General features: G+C 69.6%; 24 protein-coding genes. 18 read left to right on the forward strand and 6 right to left on the reverse strand.

The window, feature by feature from the left end; all coding sequences use genetic code 11:
* Positions 1 to 21 precede the first annotated feature (21 nt).
* The 10 genes from B141_RS0111270 (at position 22) to B141_RS0111315 (ending at position 10,549) form a co-directional block, all read left to right on the forward strand.
* Positions 22 to 672: a histidine phosphatase family protein gene (locus B141_RS0111270; RefSeq protein ID WP_026257122.1), complete on the forward strand. Its 651-nt coding sequence runs from the start codon at positions 22 to 24 to the stop codon at positions 670 to 672.
* A gap of 211 nt (positions 673 to 883) precedes the next feature.
* Entirely contained in the window at positions 884 to 1,774 is an 891-nt protein-coding gene (locus B141_RS0111275; protein ID WP_020575271.1) for a carbohydrate ABC transporter permease, read from the forward strand.
* Between the two features lie 76 nt (positions 1,775 to 1,850).
* On the forward strand, positions 1,851 to 2,690 hold the full coding sequence (locus B141_RS0111280) for a carbohydrate ABC transporter permease (RefSeq protein ID WP_020575272.1): 840 nt from the start codon (positions 1,851 to 1,853) through the stop codon (positions 2,688 to 2,690).
* Entirely contained in the window at positions 2,690 to 3,802 is a 1,113-nt protein-coding gene (locus tag B141_RS0111285) for an ABC transporter ATP-binding protein (RefSeq protein WP_020575273.1), read from the forward strand. Before B141_RS0111280 ends, B141_RS0111285 begins: the two co-directional genes overlap by 1 nt.
* On the forward strand, positions 3,802 to 4,575 hold the full coding sequence (locus B141_RS0111290) for a DeoR/GlpR family DNA-binding transcription regulator (RefSeq protein WP_020575274.1): 774 nt from the start codon (positions 3,802 to 3,804) through the stop codon (positions 4,573 to 4,575). Before B141_RS0111285 ends, B141_RS0111290 begins: the two co-directional genes overlap by 1 nt.
* A complete protein-coding gene (locus B141_RS0111295) occupies positions 4,572 to 5,672 on the forward strand; it encodes an ABC transporter ATP-binding protein (protein WP_020575275.1) in 1,101 nt (366 codons plus the stop codon). Before B141_RS0111290 ends, B141_RS0111295 begins: the two co-directional genes overlap by 4 nt.
* Complete coding sequence (locus tag B141_RS0111300; protein ID WP_020575276.1) at positions 5,669 to 6,712, forward strand: 2-hydroxyacid dehydrogenase; 1,044 nt, start codon at positions 5,669 to 5,671, stop codon at positions 6,710 to 6,712. Before B141_RS0111295 ends, B141_RS0111300 begins: the two co-directional genes overlap by 4 nt.
* 11 nt (positions 6,713 to 6,723) lie before the next feature.
* On the forward strand, positions 6,724 to 8,178 hold the full coding sequence (locus tag B141_RS0111305; RefSeq protein WP_020575277.1) for an FGGY-family carbohydrate kinase: 1,455 nt from the start codon (positions 6,724 to 6,726) through the stop codon (positions 8,176 to 8,178).
* Positions 8,175 to 8,846 (forward strand): class II aldolase/adducin family protein, encoded by a 672-nt coding sequence (locus B141_RS40080; RefSeq protein WP_020575278.1) that lies wholly within the window; start codon positions 8,175 to 8,177, stop codon positions 8,844 to 8,846. Before B141_RS0111305 ends, B141_RS40080 begins: the two co-directional genes overlap by 4 nt.
* Positions 8,843 to 10,549, forward strand: a complete 1,707-nt coding sequence (locus B141_RS0111315) for a glycerol-3-phosphate dehydrogenase/oxidase (RefSeq protein ID WP_020575279.1) — start codon at positions 8,843 to 8,845, stop codon at positions 10,547 to 10,549. Before B141_RS40080 ends, B141_RS0111315 begins: the two co-directional genes overlap by 4 nt.
* Before the next feature lie 352 nt (positions 10,550 to 10,901).
* On the opposite strand, the gene B141_RS51390 is transcribed toward B141_RS0111315, so the two are convergent.
* The 5 genes from B141_RS51390 to B141_RS0111340 all read right to left on the reverse strand — a co-directional run bounded on the left by B141_RS51390 (position 10,902) and on the right by B141_RS0111340 (position 14,410).
* Positions 10,902 to 11,489 (reverse strand): DUF222 domain-containing protein, encoded by a 588-nt coding sequence (locus tag B141_RS51390; protein WP_026257123.1) that lies wholly within the window; start codon positions 11,487 to 11,489, stop codon positions 10,902 to 10,904.
* A gap of 23 nt (positions 11,490 to 11,512) precedes the next feature.
* A complete protein-coding gene (locus B141_RS52235; RefSeq protein WP_020575280.1) occupies positions 11,513 to 11,992 on the reverse strand; it encodes a DUF222 domain-containing protein in 480 nt (159 codons plus the stop codon).
* A 199-nt stretch (positions 11,993 to 12,191) separates the two neighbouring features.
* Positions 12,192 to 13,148 (reverse strand): hypothetical protein, encoded by a 957-nt coding sequence (locus tag B141_RS0111330; RefSeq protein ID WP_020575281.1) that lies wholly within the window; start codon positions 13,146 to 13,148, stop codon positions 12,192 to 12,194.
* A gap of 225 nt (positions 13,149 to 13,373) precedes the next feature.
* Entirely contained in the window at positions 13,374 to 13,814 is a 441-nt protein-coding gene (locus B141_RS0111335; RefSeq protein WP_020575282.1) for a nitroreductase/quinone reductase family protein, read from the reverse strand.
* Positions 13,811 to 14,410 carry a PadR family transcriptional regulator gene (locus B141_RS0111340; RefSeq protein WP_020575283.1) on the reverse strand — a complete coding sequence of 200 codons (600 nt, stop codon included), beginning with the start codon at positions 14,408 to 14,410 and terminating at the stop codon, positions 13,811 to 13,813. The genes B141_RS0111335 and B141_RS0111340 overlap by 4 nt, the downstream gene beginning before the upstream one ends.
* 178 nt (positions 14,411 to 14,588) lie before the next feature.
* Here B141_RS0111340 and B141_RS0111345 point away from each other — a divergent pair, with 178 nt between their 5' ends.
* The 6 genes from B141_RS0111345 (at position 14,589) to B141_RS0111370 (ending at position 22,267) form a co-directional block, all read left to right on the forward strand.
* Positions 14,589 to 16,142 (forward strand): xylulokinase, encoded by a 1,554-nt coding sequence (locus tag B141_RS0111345; protein ID WP_026257124.1) that lies wholly within the window; start codon positions 14,589 to 14,591, stop codon positions 16,140 to 16,142.
* A gap of 67 nt (positions 16,143 to 16,209) precedes the next feature.
* On the forward strand, positions 16,210 to 16,731 hold the full coding sequence (locus B141_RS0111350) for a DnaJ family domain-containing protein (protein WP_020575285.1): 522 nt from the start codon (positions 16,210 to 16,212) through the stop codon (positions 16,729 to 16,731).
* 6 nt (positions 16,732 to 16,737) lie between these two features.
* Positions 16,738 to 18,381: an NAD-binding protein gene (locus B141_RS40085; protein ID WP_020575286.1), complete on the forward strand. Its 1,644-nt coding sequence runs from the start codon at positions 16,738 to 16,740 to the stop codon at positions 18,379 to 18,381.
* Positions 18,382 to 18,434: 53 nt separating this feature from the next.
* Positions 18,435 to 19,355 (forward strand): tetratricopeptide repeat protein, encoded by a 921-nt coding sequence (locus B141_RS0111360; protein WP_020575287.1) that lies wholly within the window; start codon positions 18,435 to 18,437, stop codon positions 19,353 to 19,355.
* A 148-nt stretch (positions 19,356 to 19,503) separates the two neighbouring features.
* The gene (locus tag B141_RS48615) at positions 19,504 to 21,141 is read left to right on the forward strand and encodes a hypothetical protein (protein ID WP_157180944.1); all 1,638 of its coding nucleotides are present in this window, start codon (positions 19,504 to 19,506) and stop codon (positions 21,139 to 21,141) included.
* A 58-nt stretch (positions 21,142 to 21,199) separates the two neighbouring features.
* Positions 21,200 to 22,267 carry a DUF8094 domain-containing protein gene (locus B141_RS0111370; protein WP_157180945.1) on the forward strand — a complete coding sequence of 356 codons (1,068 nt, stop codon included), beginning with the start codon at positions 21,200 to 21,202 and terminating at the stop codon, positions 22,265 to 22,267.
* Positions 22,268 to 22,283: 16 nt separating this feature from the next.
* Here B141_RS0111370 and B141_RS40090 read toward each other — a convergent pair whose 3' ends face one another.
* Positions 22,284 to 23,216, reverse strand: coding sequence for an NUDIX hydrolase (locus B141_RS40090; RefSeq protein WP_020575290.1), 933 nt, complete (start codon positions 23,214 to 23,216; stop codon positions 22,284 to 22,286).
* Between the two features lie 81 nt (positions 23,217 to 23,297).
* Between B141_RS40090 and B141_RS47325 the strand changes: the two genes are divergently transcribed.
* Positions 23,298 to 23,579, forward strand: a complete 282-nt coding sequence (locus tag B141_RS47325; RefSeq protein WP_026257126.1) for a type II toxin-antitoxin system Phd/YefM family antitoxin — start codon at positions 23,298 to 23,300, stop codon at positions 23,577 to 23,579.
* Positions 23,576 to 23,980 (forward strand): type II toxin-antitoxin system VapC family toxin, encoded by a 405-nt coding sequence (locus B141_RS0111385; RefSeq protein ID WP_020575292.1) that lies wholly within the window; start codon positions 23,576 to 23,578, stop codon positions 23,978 to 23,980. The genes B141_RS47325 and B141_RS0111385 overlap by 4 nt, the downstream gene beginning before the upstream one ends.
* The last annotated feature ends 326 nt before the right edge of the window (positions 23,981 to 24,306 follow it).

The following is a 24,306-nucleotide window of genomic DNA, read 5'->3' on the forward strand; positions in this document are numbered from 1 at the left end:
GTGAAGGCTTATCGTCGACGGGTGACCGACCTCGTTCATGATCAGCCGATGACCGTGTTCCTGGTCCGCCACGGCGAGACGCCCCGGCATGCGGAGAACCGCTACGCCGGGCGGGCGGACGTGCCGCTCAACGATCACGGCCACGCGCAGGCGGCCGCGCTCGGCGAGTGGGCCGTGAACGCCGGGCTGACGGCGATCGCGAGTTCGACGCTGACGCGGGCCCGGGACACTGCGGAGCCGGCCGCGCGCAAGACCGGGTTGCAGATGGTTGTTGACGACCGGCTGGTCGAGCTCGATTTCGGTGCCGGCGACGGGCTCACCGCGGCGGAGATGCGGCAGCGGTTTCCGCGGGAGTGGGCGGCGTTCGAGGCCGATCCGTACGCCAATCCGCTGCCAGGTGGCGAGCCGCCGGCCGACGCCTGCGCCCGCGGGCGGGCGGCGTTCGACGACCTGAGCAGCGGGCGCTTCGGTGACCGCGTCCTCGTGGTGGCGCACGGCACGTTCCTCCGCATCGTGCTGTGTGACCTGCTCGGCGTGCCGCCGTGCCATTACCGCAGGGCGTTTCCGGTGATCCGGAACGCCACCGGGGCGGTGCTGCGCCATAACCGCGCGGGCCACTGGGGGCTGGTGGCCTGGAACCCACCGCTGGTCGCCGGCGCGGACACCTGGTAGGCCCGAGCCGGCCCGCGGGGCGCTGGCCGAAGCCGGTCGCGGTCCCTTGACGACGTGCCCGCCTCGTCACATCGTGAGGCGACATCTTCACATCGCCGCGTGTTAGGAGCGCGCGTACGCCGGACCCGGTGTGCGGGCACGTTGAGGCACGGTGTTGGGGGCACGGGATGTACGGCATCGCAGTCCGGGGTTCGCGGGAGCGGGCCGGCTGATGGGGACACCGCGCTGGCGGCGCCGGCTACGCCCGTACCTGTTGGCGATGCCGGCCGTGCTGTTGTGCGTGGGCATCCTCTATCCGTTCTTCGTGGGCGTCGGCTACACGGTCTTCAACTTCTCCGACGCGAACCGCACACCGAGCTTCGTGGGTGTGCGCAACTTCGTCGACATCCTCAGCAGCGACACCTTCTGGCATTCGGCCCAGGTGACGGTGTCGTTCGCCGTGGTGGCAACGGTCGTGGAAACCGTTGTGGGCGTGGGTATCGCGCTCCTGCTCCATCGCAGCAGTCTTGTCGCGCGGATCCTCGAACGTTTCCTCATCGTGCCGCTCATGGTCGCCCCGATCATCGCGGCGATCATGTGGAAGCTCATCCTGCTGCCTGAAGTCGGCTGGGTCCGGCCGATCCTTTCCGCCGCAGGCGTCGAGGGATACCGCGGCACCGACAGCGCCCTCGCGGCATTCTTCTGGTCGGTCGTCGTCGACGCCTGGCTCTACACGCCGTTCGTCGCGATCCTCGCGCTTGTGGGGTTGCGTTCCTTGCCGCGTTCGCCGTTCGAGGCGGCCGCGGTGGACGGTGCCAACTGGTGGTTGACGTTCCGGCGGCTCATCCTTCCGATGCTGTGGCCCTACATCCTGGTCGCGGTGATCTTCAGGTTCATGGACTGCCTGAAGGTGTTCGACATCATCTACGGTCTCACCGCCGGGGGTCCGGGTGATGCGACGACAACCCTGCAGATCAGTGCCTACCTCGAGGCGATCACCTATGCGCGCTACAGCCGGGGGATGACGTTCATGCTCATCCTGTGGGTGGTGGTGTACGCCAGCTCGTTCGTGCTGGTGCGTTATCTCGGCCGGGTGCAGAGCCGGGCGGCGGGGTCCGTATGAGTGAGCGCAGCGAGCGAATCATCCAACACAGCGCCATTAGTGCCTCATGCGCGTCCGCAGCGAAGCGAGGACGCGCATGAGTGGCAAGGCGGGCTTGCGCGGCCGAGGAGTGCTGGCGGACCTGGTGCTCGTGGTCTACTTCCTCCTCTCCCTGGCACCAGTGGTCTTCATCGTTGCCCTGAGCCTGAAGTCCAACGCCGAGCAGACCTCCACCTACCTCCGCTTCACACCCACGCTGGACAACTACCGTGCGGTGCTGGGCATCGGGGCCGGCGAGTCGGCGTACCTGAGGTTCTTCCTGGCCAGCCTGATCTGCGCGGTGGGCGCGGTGCTGGTGTCCCTCGTCATCGGGGTCCCGGCGGCGTACGCGGCGGCGCGCTTCCGCTTCCGCGGCAGCGAGGGTCTGCTCTTCACCCTGCTGTCGTTTCGGTTCGCGCCGGAGCTTGTCGTGATCATCCCGCTCGGCGTGCTCTATCAGCAGCTGGGTCTCTACGACACTTACGTCGGCATGATCTGGGCGCTGCAGCTGGTCACGATGCCACTCGTGGTCTGGATCCTGCGGTCGTTCTTCCAGGACCTGCCACCTGACCTGGAACAGGCCGCACTCCTGGACGGCTACTCCCGCCGGCAGGCGTTCGTCAAGACGGTCCTGCCACTGGTGCGACCCGGTGTCGCGGCGGTTTGCCTGCTGGCGTTCATCTTCGCCTGGAACAACTTCATCCTTCCCTTCACGCTGACGTCGAGCGAAGCCCAGACGGTCACCGTGAGCTCGCTCGCCTTCCTTGGTGGCAACCAGGTGAGGTTCAATCTGGTGGCGGCCGGTGCGGTGATGGCCGTCCTACCGCCGTTGGTGCTCGCGTTGTTCATCCAGCGCTACCTCGTCCGTGGGCTTTCGTTCGGGGCGGTGAAGAGCTGATGGCCGCACTGGAGCTGGCGGGAATCCGTAAGACGTACGGCCGCACCGTCGCCCTGGACGAGGCCACCTTCGATGTCCGGGACGGGGAGTTCTTCTGCCTGCTCGGGCCTTCGGGCGCAGGCAAGACCACCACACTGAAGGTCGCCGCCGGCCTGGCGGAACCCTCGGTCGGTGTCGTCCGGCTTGACGGGGTGGACGTGACGGACGTGGAGCCGACCCGGCGCGATCTCGCGATGTGTTTCGAGAGCTATGCGCTCTATCCGCAGCACAACGTCTTCGACAACCTCGCGTTCCCGCTGCGTTCGCCACGCCGCCGGATGCCAGCGGAACGAACCCGTCAACGCATCCTTGACATCACCACCCTGCTCGGCATCGACCACCTTCTCGACCGGCCGGTCACGCAGTTGTCCAACGGCCAGCGGCAGCGGGTCGCGCTCGGCCGGGTGCTGGTCCGGCCCGCATCGGCATACCTGCTCGACGAACCCCTCTCGCACCTGGACGCCAGGCTGCGCGCCAGCATGCGCGCCGAACTCAAGGCGATCAGCGGTGAGGACGGTACGACGACTCTCTACGTCACCCACGACTATGTGGAGGCCCTCTCGCTCGCGGACCGGATCGGGGTCCTGGACGCTGGCCGGATCCGGCAGATCGGCACCCCACGCGAGGTGTGGTCCGAACCAGCGGACACGGTGGTCGCCCGATCGTTCGGCAAACCGGCGATCAACCTGGTCGACGGCGCCATCGCGGCGGCTGGCGGGGTGCTGACGTTCGTGAGTACGGACGGAGCGCTGCGGCTACCGGTCCCGGGTCTGCGGACGAGCCCAGGCGTGCGGGCCCAGCTGGGCATCCGCCCACGCGACCTCGGTCTCCTCCGTGGTGCCGGTGACCTTCCGTCCAGCTTGGTGTGCTTCGACGCTGCGATCTATGTCCTCGAACATCTCGGCCGGCAGACCGAGGTGACCGTCCGGGTCGGCGCGGCTTTGCTGTCGTTGGTGGTCCCGCGCGAGGTCGCCGACGGCCACGTGTTGGACGACAAGGTCGTGGTGACGTTCGACCCGGCGGCCGCACATGTCTTTCTCCCCGACGACGGTGGGCGGAGGGTGGTGCGGTGATGGCGAGCATGAAGCCGGAGCAACGTCAGGAACGCCTTGCGGAGTTCGTTCTCGGCAAGGGAACGGCGACCGCGCAGGAGCTGGCCCCGATGTTCGGGGTCAGCCTGATGACGATCCACCGCGACCTGGACGAGCTGGCCGCGCGGGGCGTCGTACGTAAGTTCCGTGGCGGGGTGACGGCGCAGCCCTCGGGGGTCTTCGAGTCCAACGTGGCGTACCGCCGCAAGGCGATGTTGACAGAGAAGCGGGCCATCGTGCGGGTCGCCGCCCGGCACGTCGAGCCCGGCATGTCGCTGATCCTCGATGACGCGACCACGACCTACCACCTGATCGCCCACCTGGAGCGGCTGCGCCCACTGCACGTCGCCACGAACTTCCTGCCCGCGATGCGTGAACTCGCCACGCTGCGCGACGTCGGCCTGACCGGCCTCGGCGGTACGTACGACCCGTTACACGACTCGTTCCTCGGCGTGATGTGTGTCGAGGCGGTGGAGTTGCTGCGGGTGGACGCGGCGTTCGTCTCGACCTCAGCGCTGGCCGGTGGCTTCGCCTACCACCAGGAGGAACGCATCGTCGGAGTGAAGCGGGCCATGCTCGAAGCCGCGGACCGGCGTTACCTCCTGCTCGACCACAGCAAGCTCGGTCGACGGGCGCTGCACCGGCTGGTTCCGGTCAGTGCGTTCGACCTGGTGATCGTCGACGCGGGGGCCGACGAGGCGGCGCTCGCCGAACTCGACCGCGACAACGTGCGCTACGAGGTGGCGGAGCTATGAGCAACCTGGTGTTGTACGGCGTCCGGAAAGTCTTCCGGAGCAGGCGAGGCGCGCCTGTCGAGGCGGTCCGCCGGATGGACCTGGAGGTGCGAAGTGGCGAACTCGTCGCCCTGCTGGGCCCCTCCGGCTGCGGCAAGTCGACGACCCTGCGGATGATCGCGGGGCTGGAGGACGTGACGGACGGCGACATCCTCATCGGTGGCAGGTCGGTGCTGGGGCTACGCCCGCAGGAGCGCAACGTCGGGGTGGCGTTCGAGAACTACGGGCTCTATCCACCGCTCACCGTCGCCGCGAATCTCGCCTTCGGGCTCGACGCCCGCCGGCTCGGTCGGGCCCGCGAGCGGCGCGCCCGGATCCACGACGTGGCAAGGCGGATCGGCCTGCTCGACGTGCTCGACGCCCGGCCGGCGAGCCTGTCCTCGGGCCAGAAGCAGCGGGTCGCGCTCGGCCGGGCGATCATCCGGGCGCCCGACGTCCTGCTCCTCGATGAGCCCCTCTCGCGCCTCGACGCCGCTCAGCGCGACCTCACCCGGCGGGAACTCCGCCGCCTGCAACGCGAACTCGGCTACACCACGGTGCTCGTCACCCACGACCAGGAGGAGGCGCTGAGCCTGGCTGACCGGGTCGTGGTGATGGACGAGGGCCGGGTCCGTCAGGTGGGTACGCCGGATGAGGTGTACGACGATCCGGCCGACGTGTTCGTGGCGGGCTTCGTCGGGGAGCCGGCGATGAACCTGCTGCCCGGCGTTCTCGAGGGCGGCGGACCGGTCTGGCTCTCGCCGCACGTCGCCGTCCCGACCGACATCCGGGGCGCCGCGGGTGACGTGGTGCTCGGCGTACGTCCGGAGGACGTCATCCTGGTCGGCCCGGACGCCGACCGGTCAGGTGGTGTGGCGGACGCGGTGGCGCACGTGCTCGTCGTCGAGGATCTGCTGGAGTGCACCCTGCTCACGGTGGAGCTTCCAGGTGTCGAACGCCGCCTCGTCGTCCAGACTGGTCCAGGGCTTCGCGCGGTGCCCGGCCAGGCTGTGTCGGTGGCGTTCCACCGGCTTCGTACGTACGTGTTCGACGCAAAGACAGGAGAGCGGCTGCGATGACGAGTGGGCGGGTCCTCGCCGCGGGGGACGAGTTCGTGAGTTCTGAGTTACTGGAGCGGGCGTTGCGCGACCAGCTCGGTGACGGTCCGGAGATCCGTACTCTCGACCTTCCCTGGCCGACCACGCCCTGGAGTGAGGTCGCCGAGGTGGTGGAGGCGGCCGGCGACGAGGACACGATGATCGCGGCTCTCGACGGCGTCCAGGCGGCCGTCACCCATCTCGCGCCGTTCACGGCCCGGGTCTTCGCGCACGCGCCGGACCTCCGCCTGGTCGTGGTCTCGCGCGGTGGTCCCGTCAACGTCAACCTGCGCGCGGCGACGGACGCCGGCGTCCTCGTCTGCTACGCGCCCGGACGCAACGCCAACGCCGCAGCGGAGTTCGCGGTCGGTCTGATCCTCGCGACCTGCCGCAACATCGCCACCGGCCACACCGAACTCGCCGGCCGCCACTGGCCCGGACACTACTTCCGGTACGAGTCCGCGGGATTCGAGCTGCGCGACTCCACGGTCGGGCTGGTCGGGTACGGCGCGATCGGTGCGCTGGTCGGCCGCCTGCTGGCGGCCTTCGGCGCGCGGGTGCTGGCGTACGACCCGAAAGCGGCGCCCGAGGCGTTCGGCCCCGAGGCGGAGCAAGTGGACGACCTCGGCGAACTCCTCGCGCGGTCCCGGGTGGTGAGCCTGCACGCCCGGCTCACGCCGGAGACCCGGAATCTCATCGCAGCCGCCGAGATCGCCCAGATGCCCAGCGGTTCGGTGCTCATCAACACCGCGCGAGGTGGCCTGCTCGACTACGAGGCCCTGTGCGACGCGCTCGACGAGGGCCGGCTCGCCGGCGCCGGCATCGACGTCTTTCCCGAGGAACCCCCGCCGCCCGGCTCCCGGTTGTTCTCCACCCGGCGTCTGGTGATGGCGCCCCACATCGCCGGGTGCAGCCGGGAGGTCGCCCAGCGGGCGGCGCGGATCTGCGCCGACGAGGTTGCCCGCTGGGCCGAGGGGCGACCACCGGCCAGTCCCGCCAACCCTGACGTCCTGCGGACCTGAGAAGGCACGCCATGTCCTATGTCGGAGTGGACGTCGGAACGTCGGTCATCAAGGCGGCGATGTTCGACGAGACGGGTCGCCAGGTCGCGCTGGAAGCAGCGCCCGCCAAGGTCCTCCGTCCCCGCGACGGATGGTTCGAGCAGGACCCGGACGAGGTCGTCGCCGCGGTTGCCCAGGTGATCGGCCGGGTGGTTTCGGGGAGCGGCCGGGCGCCGGAGCTGATCGCGTTGACCGGTCAGGGCGACGGGGTCTGGCTGCTCGACAAGGACGGCCGTGGCGTCCGGCCGGCCGTGTCGTGGATGGACGCGCGGGCCGCCGGCATCGTGGACCGCTGGCAGGCGGAGGGGGTGGTCGAGGCGGCGTTCCGGCGCAACGGCGGCGCGATGTTCCCCGGATGTCCCGCGCCGGTGCTGGCCTGGCTGGACTCCCACGAGCCCGCCGTCCTCGATCGGGCCACCACCGCGGCGTACTGCAAGGACATGGTGATGCAGCGGCTCACCGGTGTCCGGGCGACCGACCCCTCAGACGCGTCGCTGCCGTTCCTCGACCCTGGTTCGCGGACGTACGCGACCGACCTGCTGGAGCGGTGCGGACTGGCCCACCGGGCCGGCCTGCTGGCTCCCGTTGTGGAGCCGTACCCGACGGGCGCCCTGACCCGGGAGGCCGCCGACCTGCTGGGTGTCGCGGCCGGTACGCCGGTCACCGCGGGACCCTTCGACCTGCCTGCCTGCGCACTGGGCTGCGGGGTCGAGGAGCCGGGCGACGGCCACCTGATCGTCGGCACCACGCTTGCCTGTCAAGTCGTCATTGACAAGCTGGACCTCGCGGGTGAGCCGGCCGGCCTGACGATCGCGTACGGCGCGCGGAAACGCTGGCTTCGTGCGATGCCGGCGATGGTCGGGACCGCGGCGCTCGACTGGGTGCTCACCCTCGTGGGCCTCCGGCATGATCAGGTGGATGGAATACTGGCGGGGACGAAGCCCGGTGCGGGCGGCGTCACCTGCCTGCCGTACTTCTCGCCTGCCGGAGAGCGGGCGCCGTTCGTCGAGTCGGGAGCGCGGGCACGCTTCGACGGCCTCACCGTCCAGACCAGCGGCGCGGATCTGGTGCGGGCGGTCTGCGAGGGGATCGCGTTCGCGGCCCGGCACTGTCTGGAGGCGGCGGGAGTACGCGGCGACATCGCCTGCTGCGGTGGCGGTGTCCGCAGCAGGCAGTGGCTGCGGATGTTCGCCGACGTCCTGGGCCGGCAGGTCCGGGTCGCCACCAGACCGGAGGTCGGTGCCTATGGCGCGGTGCTCGCGGGGATCGGCGCGGTGAGCGCTGATGCTGGCGCCAGATCCTGGACAGAACCAGACATTAGTGTGCAACCGGGATCGGACCTGATGAGTGAGTACGCAGAGAGGTACGAGCACTACCGCGCCGCCGTCGACCGGGCCCGGATGGAGTGGAAGGAGCGTCAAGCATGAGGTTGGCCCAGGAACGGGCTGAGATCGTTCGGTTCGCACAGCGTCTACGACCTGACGGCCTCGTTGTCGGCACCTCCGGCAACCTGAGCATGCGGGTCGGCAACCTCGTCCTCGCGACCCCGAGCGGGCTCGACTATGACACGCTCACTCCCGACCTCGTGTGTGTCACCGACCTCTCCGGCAGGCTGCTCGAGGGCAGACTCGAGCCCACGTCCGAGATGCCACTGCACCTGTCCGTCTACAACACCACCGACCACACCGCTGTCGTCCACACGCACGCGACGGCGGCGACGGCGGTCTCGACCCTGGTCGCGGAGCTTCCCGTGATCCACTACCTGGTCGCGTTGTTCGGTGGGCCGGTGCGGGTCGCCCCTTACGCGACGTACGGCACGCCCGAACTCGCCGCCTCGGTGACCGGTGCCCTGGAGGGCCGCACCGGCTGCCTGATGTCCAACCACGGCACGGTGACGGTGGGGTCCTCGCTGGCGCAGGCGTACCAACTCAACCTCTACCTCGAATGGCTCTGCGAGGTCTGGCTCCGCGCCTCCACCGCGGCCGGGGCGGTCGGTCGCTTGCCGCGTGAGCTCCCGGCCAAGGAGCTCCAGCGCGTCATCGCGAAGTTCGAGACGTACGGCCAGGTCGCGCCCGCTCGACCGGTCAGTGGGTGAGCGTGGACCGGTCAAGCCTTTCCGGCCAGCGCCGCGAGGAGCAGATACGCGCGCTGGGTGCCCGTGACTTCGACATGGTGGTGGTCGGTGGCGGCGTCACCGGCGCCGGCGTGGCCCTCGACGCGGTGTCGCGTGGACTCACCGTCGTGCTCGTCGAGGCCGACGATCTGGCCAGCGGCACGTCGTCCCGATCGGGGAAGATCTTCCACGGCGGCCTGCGGTACCTCGAGCAGCTGAACTTCGGCCTCGTCCGTGAGGCGCTCCTCGAACGCGACCTGATGGTCGAGCGGCTCTGCCCGCACCTCGTGGAGCCGGAGCCGTTCCTGTTTCCGTTCACCCGGCGGTGGCAGCGACCGTACGTCGGCACCGGCGTCGCGTTGTACGACCTGTTCAGGATGTCCGGCCCGCGCAGCGTGCGGGGGCACCGGCACCTGAGCCGGCGCGCCACCCTGGCCGAGATGCCTGACCTTGCGCCCGAACGGGTCACCGGTGCGGTGCAGTACTACGACGTACGCGTCGACGACGCCCGCCACACCATGACGCTGGCGCGGACCGCCGCGAGTCTCGGCGCCACGATCATCACCCGGGCCCGGGTCGTCGGCGTCCTGCGTGAGGCCGGCCGGGTGCGCGGCGTCCGCGTCCACGACCTCGAAACCGGTGGGCACGTCGACATCTCCGCCCGCGTCGTGGTCAACGCCGCGGGTGTCTGGGCTGACGAGGTGCAGTCGCTCGGCGGCCAGCAGAGCATCGCGGTCAAGCCGGCCAAGGGGGTCCACCTGGTGGTCCCCGGCGACCGGATCAACTCGCGTACCGGCCTCATCACCAAGACACGGGACAGCGTTTTCATCATCCGGCGGTGGTTCGACTTCTGGTTGCTGGGCACGACCGACACCGCGTGGGAGTACGACCGCGAGCATCCCCTCGCGTCGAAGCAGGACATCGACTACCTGCTCGGCCACGCCAACCAGTGGTTGCGCCACCGGCTCGAGCCCGATGACGTCGTGGGCATCTACGCGGGGTTGCGGCCATTGCTCGCCAGCACGGGCGGCGCCGCCGACTCCACGGCCGCGCTCCGTCGTGATCACGCCGTGCTCGAGGGCCCGCTCGGCATGATCACGGTGGTGGGCGGCAAGTACACCACCTATCGCCTGATGGCCCGCGACGCTGTGGATGCGGCGACGCGACCGCTGCGGCGTACGCTCCCGCCGTCGGCCACCGACCGGCTGCCGCTGCTCGGGGCGGTGGGGTTCGAGGCGATACGGCATCAGCGGGACCGCCTGGCGCGAGAGTCGGGCCTCTCGGGTGACTGGATCGACCACCTGCTCGGAAGATACGGCACCCTCATCACGGAGCTGCTCGACCTGATCGCGGACAACCCGTCGTACGCCCGGCCGATCCTCGGAGCGCCCCACTACCTTGCCGCCGAGATCGTGTACGCCGCCCGGTCCGAAGGCGCCCTGCACCTGGTCGACGTCCTGGTCCGGCGTACCCGCATCTTCATGGAGACCGCCGACCGTGGCACCCACGCCGCGCCTGACACGGCCCGCCTGATGGGGGAGATCCTGGGCTGGAGCGACGCCCAGCGCAGCGAGGAGATCGCGGCCTACCGCCGGCTGGTCGACGCCGAGCGGAAGGCCGCCGCGATGGCGACCGACGAGAAGGCCGCCGAGGCGTGGCAGCTCGCCGCCAGGGGAGCGTCCTGAGCGAGCCCCGCGTAGCAGTCAGAAGGGCGTGCCGGCTTCTTCTCTCGTGAGGCCTGCGTTCCATTGGCCCGTCCGGTTGGTGGGGTGGTCGGCGACGCTGCGGCGTCCGGGTCCCTGTTGGTTGGGGTTTGCTTGTTGTGGGATCGTGCCGCCTGGCAGGGGGTCGGGGTCCACGTCGTAGGTGTGTCCGAGTGGGCTTTGTGCTCGCATGGTTCCTGGTCTTGGCGGGTCCACCACCAGCCGCCTTGGTGTTTGGCGCGGTGGTGGCGTTTGCAGAGCATGGTGAGGTTGCAGGGGCAGGTGGTTCCGCCGTTGCGGTGTTCGAAGGTGTGGTCTGCTTCGCATTTCTCGGCTACGCGCTCGCAGCCGGGGTGGCGGCAGGTGCGGAGTCTCTCGCCTGGACGAATTCGCGCTGTTTCTTGGTTGGCCGGTAGGCGCTGCGGTTGTGGTAGACGACGACACCGTCTTCGGTGACGGTCCAGCAGTACTCGAAGCCTGCTTCGGCGGCTTTGATGATGTCGGCGATCACCTCGGGTGAGACGGGTCCGAAGTCCTTCAGGTCACCGGGCTCGTACCCGGCCTCGCCAGCTTCATCACTTGTCTTGCCAGCGGCGGCTCTCAGCCAGGTGTCGAGCGGAGCGACAAGCTCGACCTTGACTGCCATACCGCCCGTGTCCAGATGCCGGCCGCAGAGGAGGTCGAGGAAGACGTCGACTTCGATTTCGTCGAGCCAGCGGTCATCCCCACCGGCCTTGAGGTGCTCGCTCATCTGCTTGATGAACGCCTTCGCTTGGGCGACTCTCTCCAGTGGTAGGTCGTAGCCGAAGATGCTCGCGACCCCTTTGACGCCGGCGCTGAACTTGATGCGGCGTTCGCGTTTGGCTGCCTTCCGGCGTTCTTCGGCACCTACCGGATCGAGTTTGATCACCTTGGCTTTCAACCGGCGCTCAATCTGTTGACGAGTTAACCCGGCGCTTTCGACAGGATCCACTCGTCGGCCTGGCGGGCAAGCTCATCGGACAGGCAGCTGGTTTCGGAGGCGATCTCCCGCGCCTTGTTCACATCGATTCGGCCCGCCTCGAGTGCCGCGCGGGTACCAGGGAGGCGGGCGGTCAGGTCAAGCGCTAAGTCCAGTTCACGATCAGCCGAACCCGGCGCCAACGTCAACGCCGCCCCGACCTCCACCGACGCGAACTCCCTGCAGATATCCATCAACTCCGGCGGCGCGTCCTCGCCACCCACCGGTGACCGCGCCACGTAGGACATCGCCTCATACATGCGGCACGATGCCCACGACACCTGACGCTGCCAGGCCCGCATCACCACGACCCGCGCATAGCCGTTAACCGCGTTCAAATCGATCGCCGCCAGCGTGGCGGCAAGCTCAGGACCGGGCGCGGCCTCAGCCAACGCCGACACATCAACATCCCCGCGATCGAACATGTATACGACTCTATCATGAAAATGATCACTTCGCCGATGCCGGGAAGTCCTTGTTTACAAGGAGAGTGGGGGTGGAAGGCTGCCGTCCTGGTGCGGCGTAGGAACAGCTGTCATCAGGCGCTGAGCAACCCCGGAATCCTTCGCGGGATATCCCACCGTCAAGACAACCTTGCCGATCCTGCGGCCCTTGCCTACCAGGTCAGTAGAGCAGCGCGTAGGTGTTGGAGTAGCGGTAGTTGTGGACCGTGACGGGATTACCGTCGAGGTGGTCGACCCTGGTCCTGATGCGTACCCGCGTGCCGCAGGCGCTGCTCTGGTTCACCGGGATCTGCGGGAGGCTGAGGTTCGCCTTGTAGTGGTGCAGGTTGCCGCTGATGGTGTACGTCGCGGAGGTCTTCTTGGTGGGTGCGCAGGAGATGTTGTCGGCGTTGGCCGGCATCGCTTCGAGCGTGACCTTGACGGTGCTCGGTCCGCCGGGGTAGCCGCCGTACTCCCGACTGAGTTGGACGTCGGCGACGGCGGTGACGTTCTTCGCGCGCGCTGTCGGGATGACCCGGTGCATCACGGTGGTGGCGGCCTTCGGACGCGCGCACTGCTGGATGTCCGGGATCCCGACTCTGCCCACGCACGAGTCGCCCCGGTCGAGCCACTGCTGGGAGCCCGAACTGGCGGGCACCATCCGCAGGAGGGTGCTGTCAGCCACCAGATCAAGGCGGGTCGCCGGTGGGTCGAGCATGGTCGCGGCCTGGCCGCGGAGCTCGCAGGTGAACGTCCCATCCTTCGGTGCGACGAACAGCCAACGTACGACTACCGTCTGTACGCCATAGGCCTTGCCGCTGTGATTACGTACCGTGTACGGCGACCCGCCGCCGCCTCCGAGGCAGATGATCCGGGCGCCCATCATGGGCCCGCGGGTGACGTTCGTGGTCGCGGCGATCCGGCCGTACACCGACATCGTCTGGCCGGCGGAGAGGGTGCGCGGCGGCAGCCGAAGCACGGTCAGCAGCGGGGAATCCTCGGCCGGAAGCCGCGTGACCAGCAGCTTCGTGGTCGAGGCCCCGCCGGTGGCGGCCGTGGCGGGGACGGGTGCGAGCAGCACGGACAGGGTCGCGCTGGCGGCCGCGACGAGGCTGGCGACACGAGAACGACGACGCATGGGCGGCTCCCGGACATGAGCGTTCAGCACCGATTGGCGCTGTACGTCGGAATTGCGAGAAACTCCCGCTAGGTCCATTACTTTGGGTGACTGATTACGATCCGTCAAGACCTGAAGGGAGACTCGCCCGCGACTTTCGCGGGTCCGGGTACCGGATTCGGTCATCTGGCAGGCGGGGGTCGGTCGGCGGGAGCGGCCGACCGACCACGGCCTGCCCGGCGCGGCTTACAGCGTCTCGATGCGGAAGACCGCGCACCGGGGAGCGGCCGCCTCGAACGCCTCAGGTGTCGCCGCCGCCACGGTGCCGGATTTGAGGAACATAGGCACGCCGTGCGGAACCTTCGCTGGAAACTCCCGGAGGATGGCGCCGCGCTCCTCCTCGGGCAGGGCGATGAGGCGTACGCGTTCGCTCAGGCGGCCCCGCGACAGGATTCCCTGGCCCGCGGCCTCGGCGTTCTTCACCCAGTCGCCACTGCCGTCACCGCCGACCACGTACCGCACACCCCCAACGGTGTAAGGCGAAACCGGGGTGCTCCTGGGCTCGCCCGTCTTACGTCCGGGCACGGTGAGGACCCGCATCGTGCCGAGCACGAGCCCGGCTCGCTGCAGGGCGATGATGACCTTGTTGGCGACCTTCAGGTAGCGGGGCGGGAACTGCTTTGTCATGGGACTCTCCTCGTCGCGGTGGAATCTGCCTCTTCCGTCGGCCACGGCAGCGCGCCGGCCTCGATGGCCCGCACGACCTGACGAAGCCACTCGATCTCGGTCCGGCGAAGGGTCTGGGTGTACTCCACTTCGAGGAGCACGATGCGGGGTACGCCGGCCCGCTGGAGCGGAGTGAGGTGGCGGTCGGTGTCGTCGAGTTCGGCCTGGAGCGCGTCGATCCGGCTCTGGAGAAGCAGCGCGACCTCGTCGCGGTCCAGGTTGAGAAGGTGGGCGAGGCCCGCCGTGAAGGTGGGGTACTCCTCGGCGGGGGTGCCGACGTACTCCCGCACGAGGGATCGCAGGGTCTCGCGCCCGCTGTCGGTGATCGCGTAGACCGTCCGCTCCGGCCGGGTGCCGGCGCGGGTCGTCTCCACCGGCTGGACGAGTCCAGCGCGCTCGAGGCGGCGGATGGCGTCGTACAGCGAACCACCGCGCAGCTTCACCACCTCGCCGATGTGGCGCTCGCGGACGAGTGCCTGCATCTCGTACGGATGTCGCGGCTGCTCGCGGAGGAGGCTCAGGACCGCCATCGTGAGCGGGGTACGGAGGGCGCGCATTCTCACCAGCCTGAAGTCGAACTCGGATAGTCGAACTCGGGTAACCGAGTTCGACTATCAAGGTTGGCGGGCGGTTCTGTCAATCCGGGCGCCACAACTAATCCGGTCGCGACAACGGGCCGGCCAGTGGCGGGCACATCGGAGCTCCCGCGGCCAGGTTCGGGGCATGCTGGCGCCCATGATCACTCCTGCCGGTACGACCGCCGTCGGGGTCGACGTCGGCACGACCGGCGTCAAGGCGGTGTTGCTCGACGAGGCCGGTCGGGTGGTGGCCGACGCCGCGGAGGAGTACCCGGCGCGGTACGTCGAACCAGACGGCGCCGAGCAGGACCCCGAGGACTGGTGGGCGGCCACCGCGCGGTGCGTCAACGCCGTCCTCGCCCGAGCGCGGGTACGGCCCGCGGACGTGTGTGGTGTCGGCATCAGCAGCCAGGCGCCGAGTGTGGTCGTGGTCGACCGGGCCGGCAGCCCCGTGCGCCCGGCGCTGCTCTGGCTGGACCGCCGCGGCCGGCGCGCGTGCGAGGACAGAGCCGACGTCACCGGGCGGGTACTCGCCACGACCGGCAACCGGCTCGACGCCTACTTCGCCGCGCCCAAGCTGGCCTGGCTACTCGCGGCCGAACCCGCGGTAGGGCAGACCGGTGCCGGCGTTCTCATGGCCAACGGCTACGTCGTCAGCAGGCTGACCGGCGTCCGCTCCTGCGACACCGGGCATGCCGGGCTCACGCTGCTGGCCGACCTCGACACCGGCGCCTGGTCAGAGCAGCTGGTCGATCTGTGGGGTATCCCGCGCGGATGGCTTCCTCAGGTCGAGCAGCCCACGACCGTGGTGGGGCGGGTCACGGCGGAGGCGGCCCGAGCCACCGGTCTGCTCTCGGGTACGCCGGTCGTCGCCGGTTTGGTCGACGGTGCCGCCGCCAGTCTCGAAGCCGGCCTCGTCCAGCACGGCGACGTCTGTGAGATGACCGGGCAGTCCACGGTCGTCAATGCGGCGTTCGAGGCGAGCCGGTTGCGCCGCGACGAGCTCGGGACCATGAGCGTGCTGCCGTACCCCGTCCCGGGCCACCATCTCGTGTACGGCTCGATGGTCTCGACCGGCGGGATCCTGCGGTGGTTCCGTGACGAGTTCGGCGACCGGGAACGCCAGCTCGCAGGCTTGGACGGGGACGTCTTCGCCGCACTGGACGAGCTCGCCGGCACCGCCCCGCTCGGGAGCCGCGGGCTCGTCCTGCTGCCGTACTTCCTCGGCGAGCGCTCGCCGGTCTGGGATCCGGCCGCCCGGGGCGCGCTGGTCGGCCTGTCGATGGCCAGCCGCCGGGCTGACGTCGTACGCGCGATTCTGGAGGGTACGGCGTACGGCCTCGCGCACAACCTCGAGGAGCTGGGCCGGCTCGGGCTCGCGCCACGTGTCCTGCGATCGGTCGGCGGTGGAGCGAGGGGGCGTACGTGGAACCAGATCAAGGCGGACGTCACCGGCCTGCCGGTCGAGACTCCCGAGGACGCCCGCGGCGCACCTGTCGGAGCGGCGCTGGTCGCGGCGGCCGGTGTGGGACTCATCGACGACCTGGCGGCCACCGTGCGGACGCGGCAGGGCGTCGTACGCCGAGTGTTACCCGACGCCGACCGGCATGCGGCGTACCAGCGTTACTACAGCGTCTACCGGGAGCTCTATCCCGCGCTGCGCCGGACATACGACGCACTCGCAACCCTCCGCGCGGAACTGGCACCATGAGGCCGCTGGGGAGCCATGAGGCGGGATGTCGTGGCCGAAACCGCCGTACCTGCGGGAGAATCGCCCTATGACGGAGCGCAAGCCACCCGGCGTCAGCTTCGAGACCTGGGTCGACAAGCAGATCCGGGAAGCGACCGAGCGGGGAGGGTTCGAGAACCTCCCCGGTGCCGGCAAGCCCATCGCCGACCTCGACAAGCCCTACGACGAGGTGTGGGTGACGAACCACCTGCGCCGCGAGGGCCTGTCCGGCGAGGAGATCCTGCCCACGCCGTTGAAGCTGCGCAAGGAAGTCGAGCGGCTTCCTGAGACCGTGCGGCGCCTGCGTTCGGAGCAGGCCGTGCGGGCCGCCGTCGACGAGCTCAACCAGCGGATCAACGACTGGCTACGGATCCCCGTCGGGCCGCCGGTGCGGCTGGCTCCGGTCGACGCGGACAGGATCGTGGACCAGTGGCGCGCCGACCGGGCGGCGGCCCAGCAGGCCGCGGCTGCGGCCCGCGAGTCCGACGCCGCGCAGCTGCGACAGGCTGCGTCGGAGCGGCGGTCCCAGTGGTGGCGCCGGATCTTCCGCCGACGCCGCGAAGCCGTCTGAGCCGCGGTGGAAAGCGGTCACTACGTCGTCTGTGGCGATGACACGACGACGGTCCGACTTGTGGAGGAGTTACGCGCCGTCCGCGAAGCCGTGACGGTCGTCGTTCCCGATCCTGACAGCGACTACGCCCAGGACATGGAGCGCCTCGGCGCCACCCTCGTCGTGGCCCCGCGCCCCCATGAGGCGGCGCTCCGGGAGGCCGGCGTCGCCACCGCCCGTGCGGTCGCCCTGGTGAGGACGGACGACGTCGGCAACGTGCACGCCGCCCTCACCGTGGAAGAGCTCAACCCGCAGGTCCGCCTCGTGGTCCACATCGTCAACCCACGCCTCGGCGATCACCTCGAACGCCTGGCCACCAACTGCACGGTGCTGTCCGCCGCGGCGATGGCCGCGCCGCAGTTCGTCGCGGCCGCCCTCGACGAGTCGAGCGTCCAGTGGATCAGCGTTGGTGGGCGGGAGGTGGTGGCCGGCCCCGCGAACCTCGTCACTTGCCCGCCGATCGCCGGGCTCGCCCGGGTCGGACGGAACGGCCAGACGAAACTCCTCCCGACCCACGACGCCGACCTCGTGCTGGGCGCCGCCATCCGCCAGAAGTCGCGGCGGGTCCACCCGCGGTTCAGCGACCTTCTCACCGACCTCGGCCGGGTGTTCGACCGCAGGTTGCGGTTCGTGGGGCTTGGCCTGCTGGTGTTCATCAGTGTCGGGACCCTCATCCTCTGGAAGTGGCCGCACCGCCCGGGCGACGGACTCAGCTGGCTGGACGCTCTCTATATCGCGGTGTCGACGGTGACCCTGACCGGTTTCGACGACCCGCGGACCACCGACGCGGCCGCGTGGGTCCGGCTCGTCGGTGTCGGCGTCCAGCTCCTCGGTCTGGTCATGGTGTCGCTGCTCACGGCGGCGATCGTCGACACGTTCGTCGGTAGCTCCCTCGCCAGGTCCTTCGGAGGAGTCCGCGGCCGGCCTCGTGGGCACATCGTGGTGTGCGGGCTCGGCACGGTGGGCGCGCAGGTCGCCGAACGCCTCCACCAGCGTGGCTTCAACGTCGTCGCGATCGAACGCGATCCCGACCGGGCCGGCATCCAGCTGGCGCGCCGGCTGCGGATTCCGGTGATCGTCGGGGACGTCAGCAACGACGCCGTGCTGTACGACGCGATGATCCATCGCGCCCGGGCTCTCGTCGCGGTGACGAACGACGACGTGGCCAACCTCCAGGCCGGGCTTTACGCGCGCGAACGCAATCCCGACGCGCGGGTCGTCCTGCGGGTCTTCGATCACGACCTCGCGGGCCGGGTCCAGCAGCGGCTCGGACTCGGCACCACCCGCAGCGTCTCCATCCTGGCGGCCCCGGCGTTCGCCGCGGAGATGCTCGAACGCCGGGTCGGGGCGACGGTCCCGGCCGGCCGGCGGGTACTCCTCGTCACGGAACTCCCGGTCGGTGCCGGTTCGGGCGCCGACGGCGGTCTGCTGGGTGATCTCGTCGAGCCGGGCGAGGTCCGGGTCCTCGCGTACCGCCCGTTCGGTGGGCGTTGGGACTGGGACGCGAGCCTGACCACCCCGCTCCACAGTGGTGACCGGGTCGCGTTGGTGACGACCCGGGCGGGCCTCGCGAGCGCCCTCCTCGCGACCAGGCCGGTGGCTCCGGTCTGACACCCCGGAACCCTGTTTGGGAACCCCACGGTCGTTCAGAGAGAATCGGGCTTATGACCTCGGAGAGCTTCACGCGTCCCGGTGCCCTCGACCTGTCCGGCCTTGGCAGGACTTCCGCCGCTCCAGCGGCTGGCGGCCAGAGTCGCGGGGCCGCCCAAGGCAGCTACGTCGTCGACGTCACCGAAGCCAACTTCCAGCAGGAAGTCGTCGAGCGGTCCATCACGGTGCCGGTCGTGGTCGACTTCTGGGCCGAATGGTGCGAGCCCTGCAAGCAGCTCAGCCCGATCCTGGAGCGGCTGTCGGCGGAGTACGCCGGGCGGTTCGTGCTGGCCAAGATCGACGTCGACCAGAACCCCCGCATCGCCCAGTCGGCCGGTGTCCAGAGCATCCCGCTCGTCGTGGCCGTGGTCCGTGGCCAGCTGGTGCCGCTCTTCCAGGGCGCGCTGCCCGAGGCGCAGGTGCGGCAGTTCATCGACGAGTTGCTCCGCCTCGCGGTGAGCCAGGGGGTGACCGGCACCGCCGAGCCCGCTGGATCCGTGGCCGAGGACGCCGAACTCGTCCGTGACCCGCGCTACGCCGACGCGGACGCGGCGATGGAACGCGGTGACATCGACGGAGCGATCAGTGCGTTCGAGAAGCTTCTGCAGCAGGCGCCGGGCGACGCCGAGGCCAAGCGTGGTCTGGCGCAGGTGCGGCTGCTGAGCCGGGTCCGCGACTTCCAGCCCGCCCAGGTCCAGGCCGAGGCGGCCGCCAAGCCCGACGACGCCCAGGCCCAGTGCGCGGCGGCCGACCTCGAGGTCGTCGGTGGCCACCTCGAGGACGGCTTCGCCCGACTGATCGACGCCGTACGCCGCACCGCCGGCGACGAGCGCAACGCCATCCGCATGCATCTGCTCGAGCTGTTTGACGCGGTAGGCGCGGAGGACGAGCGGGTCATGAAGGCGCGACGACTGCTGAGCACCGCGTTGTTCTGATGGCGGGCTCCGCGGCGTTCTGATGGTGAGCCTCGAGGGGTTCTGACGCGGTTGTCCACTGGTCGGTCGGTGGTGTAAGCCGCATTCGTCCGTGCTTGGCTACGCTAGCGGACCAGCAGGCACTACCGACTGGGGTCATCTTGTGAGCATGCGCGTCCTTCGTGTGGTTGCCGGGGCCTTGGTCGCGCTCGTCGGCCTGGTGGCACTCGTCGCCGGCGGCGTGACGGCGTTCTGGATCGTCGGGCCGGACGACGTCGTCAGCGCGAGCCCGCGAAAGCTCGAGAGCAAGGGCGTCGCGGTCACGACGCCGCCCGACCTGCTCGACTACTACGGCAACCGGCTGGTGGTGACGGTCGAGTCCGCCGAGAAGGGCCGGGACGTCTTCGTCGGGGTCGGGCACGACATCGACGTGAAGAGCTACTTCACCAACGCTCCGCACACCGAGATCACCAAGGTCACCTACCCCCTGGCGCTCACCACCCGCGAGGTCGACGGGAAGCTGACGCGTGTCCTCCGGCCCACGGACATCGACTGGTGGGTCGCGAAGGCGTCGGGGAGTGGCGCGCACACGCTGTCGTGGCAGCTCGCCGACGGTCCTTACGACCTGGTGATCATGTCGGCGGACGGGCGTGCGGGCGTGGATGTCACCGCCACCTTCGGTCTGGAGCTGAAGGGCGCGTTCCGCACCGCCCTGCTGGTCTTCGCCGGCGGTGCGCTCCTCCTCGTGGGTGGCATCCTGCTGATCCGTGGGCGGCGGCGTGCCTCCCGGAACGACGCCGAGGTCCTGTGGGAAGGCCGCGACCTCTGGGATCAGAACGAGTTCTGGTCCCAGTCGGGGCAGCCGGATCGGGCTCCCGCTCCCCATCGCGTGCCGGGCGACGGCGCCGGAGTGGCAGGTCCGCACGCGGGTGGGCCGCAGCCTGGCGCGTGGGGACCCCCACCGGGAGGTTTCCCGGCTCCGCAGCCCGGTCCCGGCCCGGGGCAGCCACCGGGACCCGGGCCTGGTCAGCCGGGACCCGCGCCGGGTCAACCTGTACCTGCGCCTGGTCAGCTTGTCCCTGGAGCTGGCCAACCACAGGTTTCGCCGTGGGGTCCGCCGGCCGGCAACGCTCCGCCGCCCGGCTATCCGTCCCACCCGCATGCCGGCGTGGGCGCATACCAGCCGCCACAGCCGCCGCCGGGCCTTCCATCCGTTGACCGGGCCAACCCGCCCGCCGGCAATGGGCAGCTGCCCCCGCGCGGCGACCAACCCCGTTTCGACGCGCCCCGATCCTTCGACCCCCCGGGCGCACTCCCATGGCGGCCGGCGGGCGGCCGACCCAGCCACGCTCCCCGACCTGACGGCCCCAGACCGCCGCACGATCCGGGCAGGTACCCATCCGAGCCGGGGCCCCAGGAAGGCGAGCTGCCCGCGTTCGACTTTCCGGCAGATCTCCCTGATCTCGCCCTGCCGCCCGTACAACCACCCGCGCAGCCACCCGCGGTCGAGGGCTCCGGATCGGGTGGGCGCAGGATCGCCCGTCCGGCTGATCACCTGGCGTTCGAGGAGTTCTCCCCCGGGGCGGAGGCGCGGCCGGGAGCGACGCCAACCGGCGAGCACCGCGCCGCACCTGCCGAAACCTCTGTCGGCGACGGTGCCTCCTGGACCACCGAGGTGAACGGGAACGGCCAGGGTGTGGCGTTGGGGGCTGAGTACGCCGAGCCCCCGCCGTGGCTTCCCGGGCCGGTCGGACCCGTACTCCCCGCGACGACGGAGGGGAAGGACGGGGAGGACCGCCGTGCCTAGCGAGGGTGACGGACGAGCCGGCAGGGCACGACCGAGCGAGCTGAGAAGCGGCGACGCAATGACCAACCGGGCGGGGGCGGGGATGCGGTACGAACGAACGGCCAGGTCAGGACGGCTGAGAGGCTCGGTCGTCGTTCCCCGACTCCTGGCGAGAGGCGTGCTCGTCGGCGCGATGGGCCTCGCCCTGGCCACTGCGGGATGCGTGTCCATGCCCGAAGCCAGGACCGGAAAGGCCGCTCCGGCCTGGAGCCCGGCCAGCGAGGATGCGACCAAGGCGTTCCTCAAGCGCCACGACGAGATCAGCAACAAGGCGCGTCTCACCCGCAACCCGGATCTGGCCAGGGCCGTGGAGTCGGGGCCGCTGTTGCGTGCCAGCAGCGCGGCGTTCCTCATCGCACGACGGCTCGACCCCAAGAACAAAAAGCCCGCGAAGCCGCTCACCCATGACGACCCCCAGGTCTACCTGCCGAAGTTCGACAACTACCCGGTCTGGTTCGTCGCGGTCTCCCAGGTCGCGCAGGAGGGCCGGACGGCTGTCGACCTGGTGGCGCGCTCAAGTGCAGGTTCGCCATGGAAGAAGGCACAGTCGGTCGAACTCGACGAGGATGCACAGCTGCCGGCGCTTGCCATGCGTGACGGAGCCGCGATCGATGTGTCGGCCAATCCCGGGGACACGCTCGTCCGGCCGCCGGCCAAGGTGGCGATCGCGTACGCCGTACTACTCCAGGACGGCCCGACCGCCCCGCAGGCCAAGGTTTTCCTGCCATCCCCAGACACCCAGCGTGCCCACCAGGCGGCGCAGCAGAACGCGCGGTCGAAGGCGTTCAGCTACAGCCAGTCCTTCGACGTCACCTCGATGCGCGCGCTCGCCACGAAGGACGGTGGGGCGCTGGTGCTGTTCACGATGGCGGAGACCGAGCGGCTGGCGATGCGGGACGCGGCCACGCTGCAGTTCCGTAAGGAGGACGCCGTGGCCGCCTACACCGGGCTCGACAAGGGAACGGCGTTCCTGCGGACGACCTGGGTTTGGCAGGTGGCGGCGGTCGTTCCCGCGACTGGCCAGGGCGACGGCAAGGTCCGCCTTCTGGGCGTCACGCGGTCCCTTGCCGAGGCCAACATGAAGTGACCGGACGGGCGTCCAGTCAGGTGAGGTCGGTGAGGTCGCTGCCGGGTGGGGCGCCGCGTTCGAGGTAGAGGACCTGCCCGTCTGGAGCGTCGAGGACCGCGGCCAGCCGGCGGTAGGTCCCCGGCAGGCAGCGTTCCCGCACCTGCTCGAGCGTGCAGAACTCCACCTGCCGGATTTCCGCGGCCCGGAGCGTGAAGCGCGCGAGGTCCTCGGTGTCGTACACACCTCCGTCGAAGAGAAGCTCGACGGCGTCATCCCACCCGCGCCAGGGCGGCAGCCAGTCGACGGAGAGCAGCCGGCCGAGCGGAAGGTGAGCGCCAAGCTCCTCCCACGCCTCGCGGGTCGCGCCGTCGCGTGGCGACTCGGCGGGCTCGACCACGCCGCCGGGCAGCTCCCAGTCGGTTTTGTACGTCGTCTCGCAGAGGAGCACCCGGCCCGCGCGGTCGCGGATGACGATGTGGGCGATCAGCCGGGTCCGCGGCAAGGAGGCGTTGACCAGCCCGATGAAGCCGGCCGGGGTTTGGGGTTCGGGGTCGCCGGCCAGCCGGGCCAGGACGATCAGATCCTGGCGTTCCCCGTCAATCGTCCGGCGGCCGCGGAGGATGCCCTCCCGGCGGAGCCCTGCCCGGGCCGCGATCCGCAGCGCGGCGTGGTTGCCGGCGTCGACTTGGGCCTGAACCCGGGCGTGGCCCAGCTCGGTGAACGCGTAGGTCACCGCGAGGCGGACTGCCCGGGTCGCGAACCCCTGCTGCCGGAACGACACCTCCGTCTGCCAGGTGAGCTCCCCGACGCCGTCGCCCGCGTCGCGCACCTCGACCAGCCCGACCGCCGCCCCCTGTGCGGTGACAGTGAACCGAAGCGGATCCTCGTCCTGGGTCGAGGCGCACAGGCTGACGTCGCCGTCGGAGATGATCGCGGGCGGGGAGGTTGGTTCGGCTGGTTCGGCCACGCCCGCAGGCTATCGCCTACGCGCAGACCCGGCGTAGCCACATCGCTTGATGTAACTACATTAGATAGGTACCTTAGTCGAGTGGAAACTATCGGATTGCGAGAGCTCAACCAGAACCCGTCCAAGGCAGTGGCGCGCGTGCGGGCTGGAGCGTCGCTTGTCGTCACGGATCGGGGCAAACCAGTCCTCCGGATGGTTCCCGAGGTGGAGCATCCGAGCACGCTTCAGCGAATGATCTCCGCCGGAGAGGTCAGGCCACCTGCGGAACAGGGGTTGCCGGATCTCATCCCGGACCTCGCGCCCGAACTCGATAGCCTGTCTGATCTCCTTGTCGCCGATCGGGACAAGGAGCGCCACCGTTGATCTACGTTGACTCCTGCGTGCTCCTGAAGTTCATCAAACAGGAGAAAGAAACCGAAGCCCTCCGTGCGTGGCGGCAGGCATTACCCGCGGGCACGGAGCTGATTACGAGTGAGCTCGCACAACTGGAGATCACCCGGACGCTGCTGCGCGCGGGCATCGACCACCAGCGAGTCCCGTACTTCGCGGGACAGGCGCTGAAGGGGATCTATCTAGTGGACCTCAGCAGCACTGTCCTGGCCCGCGCCATGGCCTATCGCACTCCCAGACTGGGCTCTCTCGATGCCATCCACCTAGCCAGTGCGGATCCATTTCGGGTGGAGTTGACGGAGTTTGTTACGTACGACCAAGAGCTCGCGGCGGCGTCCAGCGAGCTCGGCTTCCCTGTCGGCGCGCCATCCTAGCTAGGTACGACAGCACCGCGTATGCCGTGCAGCGTCGACCTCGATCGTCATAGGGAACCTGAAGACCAGTCTTCTCTGCCCATTCGGGCTTCTGGGCAAAACTCCCTGACCGTAACTGCCGTCGACGGCGGCTGATCGTGCCGGGTCTTTGTGCCGTGCCGCTGAGATGTTCGACGCCACAGGACTGCGTCGCAGGGTGACCGTATTGGTTAACCGTCAATTCATGTCGTCTCTGTGGACGTTTCCTTTCCAAGGTCGCCCAGATGTCTCCCTGTTAACACCAGCGTCATTTGCGGGCTGTCAAAAACGGTCATGTCGAGCTATAA

The organism is Actinopolymorpha alba DSM 45243 (genome assembly GCF_000373925.1).
Taxonomy (GTDB): Bacteria; Actinomycetota; Actinomycetes; order Propionibacteriales; family Actinopolymorphaceae; genus Actinopolymorpha; species Actinopolymorpha alba.

Excerpts from the sequence above, each read along its gene's own strand:
- B141_RS0111335 (WP_020575282.1), bottom strand. The coding sequence starts at position 13,814 with ATGACAAAGCAGTTCCCGCCCCGCTACCTGAAGGTCGCCAACAAGGTC.
- B141_RS0111275 (WP_020575271.1), top strand. The coding sequence starts at position 884 with ATGGGGACACCGCGCTGGCGGCGCCGGCTACGCCCGTACCTGTTGGCG.
- B141_RS0111350 (WP_020575285.1), top strand. The coding sequence starts at position 16,210 with ATGACGGAGCGCAAGCCACCCGGCGTCAGCTTCGAGACCTGGGTCGAC.
- B141_RS0111290 (WP_020575274.1), top strand. The coding sequence starts at position 3,802 with ATGGCGAGCATGAAGCCGGAGCAACGTCAGGAACGCCTTGCGGAGTTC.
- B141_RS0111370 (WP_157180945.1), top strand. The coding sequence starts at position 21,200 with ATGACCAACCGGGCGGGGGCGGGGATGCGGTACGAACGAACGGCCAGG.
- B141_RS0111295 (WP_020575275.1), top strand. The coding sequence starts at position 4,572 with ATGAGCAACCTGGTGTTGTACGGCGTCCGGAAAGTCTTCCGGAGCAGG.
- B141_RS0111280 (WP_020575272.1), top strand. The coding sequence starts at position 1,851 with ATGAGTGGCAAGGCGGGCTTGCGCGGCCGAGGAGTGCTGGCGGACCTG.
- B141_RS48615 (WP_157180944.1), top strand. The coding sequence starts at position 19,504 with ATGCGCGTCCTTCGTGTGGTTGCCGGGGCCTTGGTCGCGCTCGTCGGC.
- B141_RS0111285 (WP_020575273.1), top strand. The coding sequence starts at position 2,690 with ATGGCCGCACTGGAGCTGGCGGGAATCCGTAAGACGTACGGCCGCACC.
- B141_RS0111300 (WP_020575276.1), top strand. The coding sequence starts at position 5,669 with ATGACGAGTGGGCGGGTCCTCGCCGCGGGGGACGAGTTCGTGAGTTCT.
- B141_RS40080 (WP_020575278.1), top strand. The coding sequence starts at position 8,175 with ATGAGGTTGGCCCAGGAACGGGCTGAGATCGTTCGGTTCGCACAGCGT.
- B141_RS0111305 (WP_020575277.1), top strand. The coding sequence starts at position 6,724 with ATGTCCTATGTCGGAGTGGACGTCGGAACGTCGGTCATCAAGGCGGCG.
- B141_RS0111345 (WP_026257124.1), top strand. The coding sequence starts at position 14,589 with ATGATCACTCCTGCCGGTACGACCGCCGTCGGGGTCGACGTCGGCACG.
- B141_RS0111340 (WP_020575283.1), bottom strand. The coding sequence starts at position 14,410 with ATGCGCGCCCTCCGTACCCCGCTCACGATGGCGGTCCTGAGCCTCCTC.
- B141_RS52235 (WP_020575280.1), bottom strand. The coding sequence starts at position 11,992 with ATGTTCGATCGCGGGGATGTTGATGTGTCGGCGTTGGCTGAGGCCGCG.
- B141_RS0111360 (WP_020575287.1), top strand. The coding sequence starts at position 18,435 with ATGACCTCGGAGAGCTTCACGCGTCCCGGTGCCCTCGACCTGTCCGGC.
- B141_RS0111330 (WP_020575281.1), bottom strand. The coding sequence starts at position 13,148 with ATGCGTCGTCGTTCTCGTGTCGCCAGCCTCGTCGCGGCCGCCAGCGCG.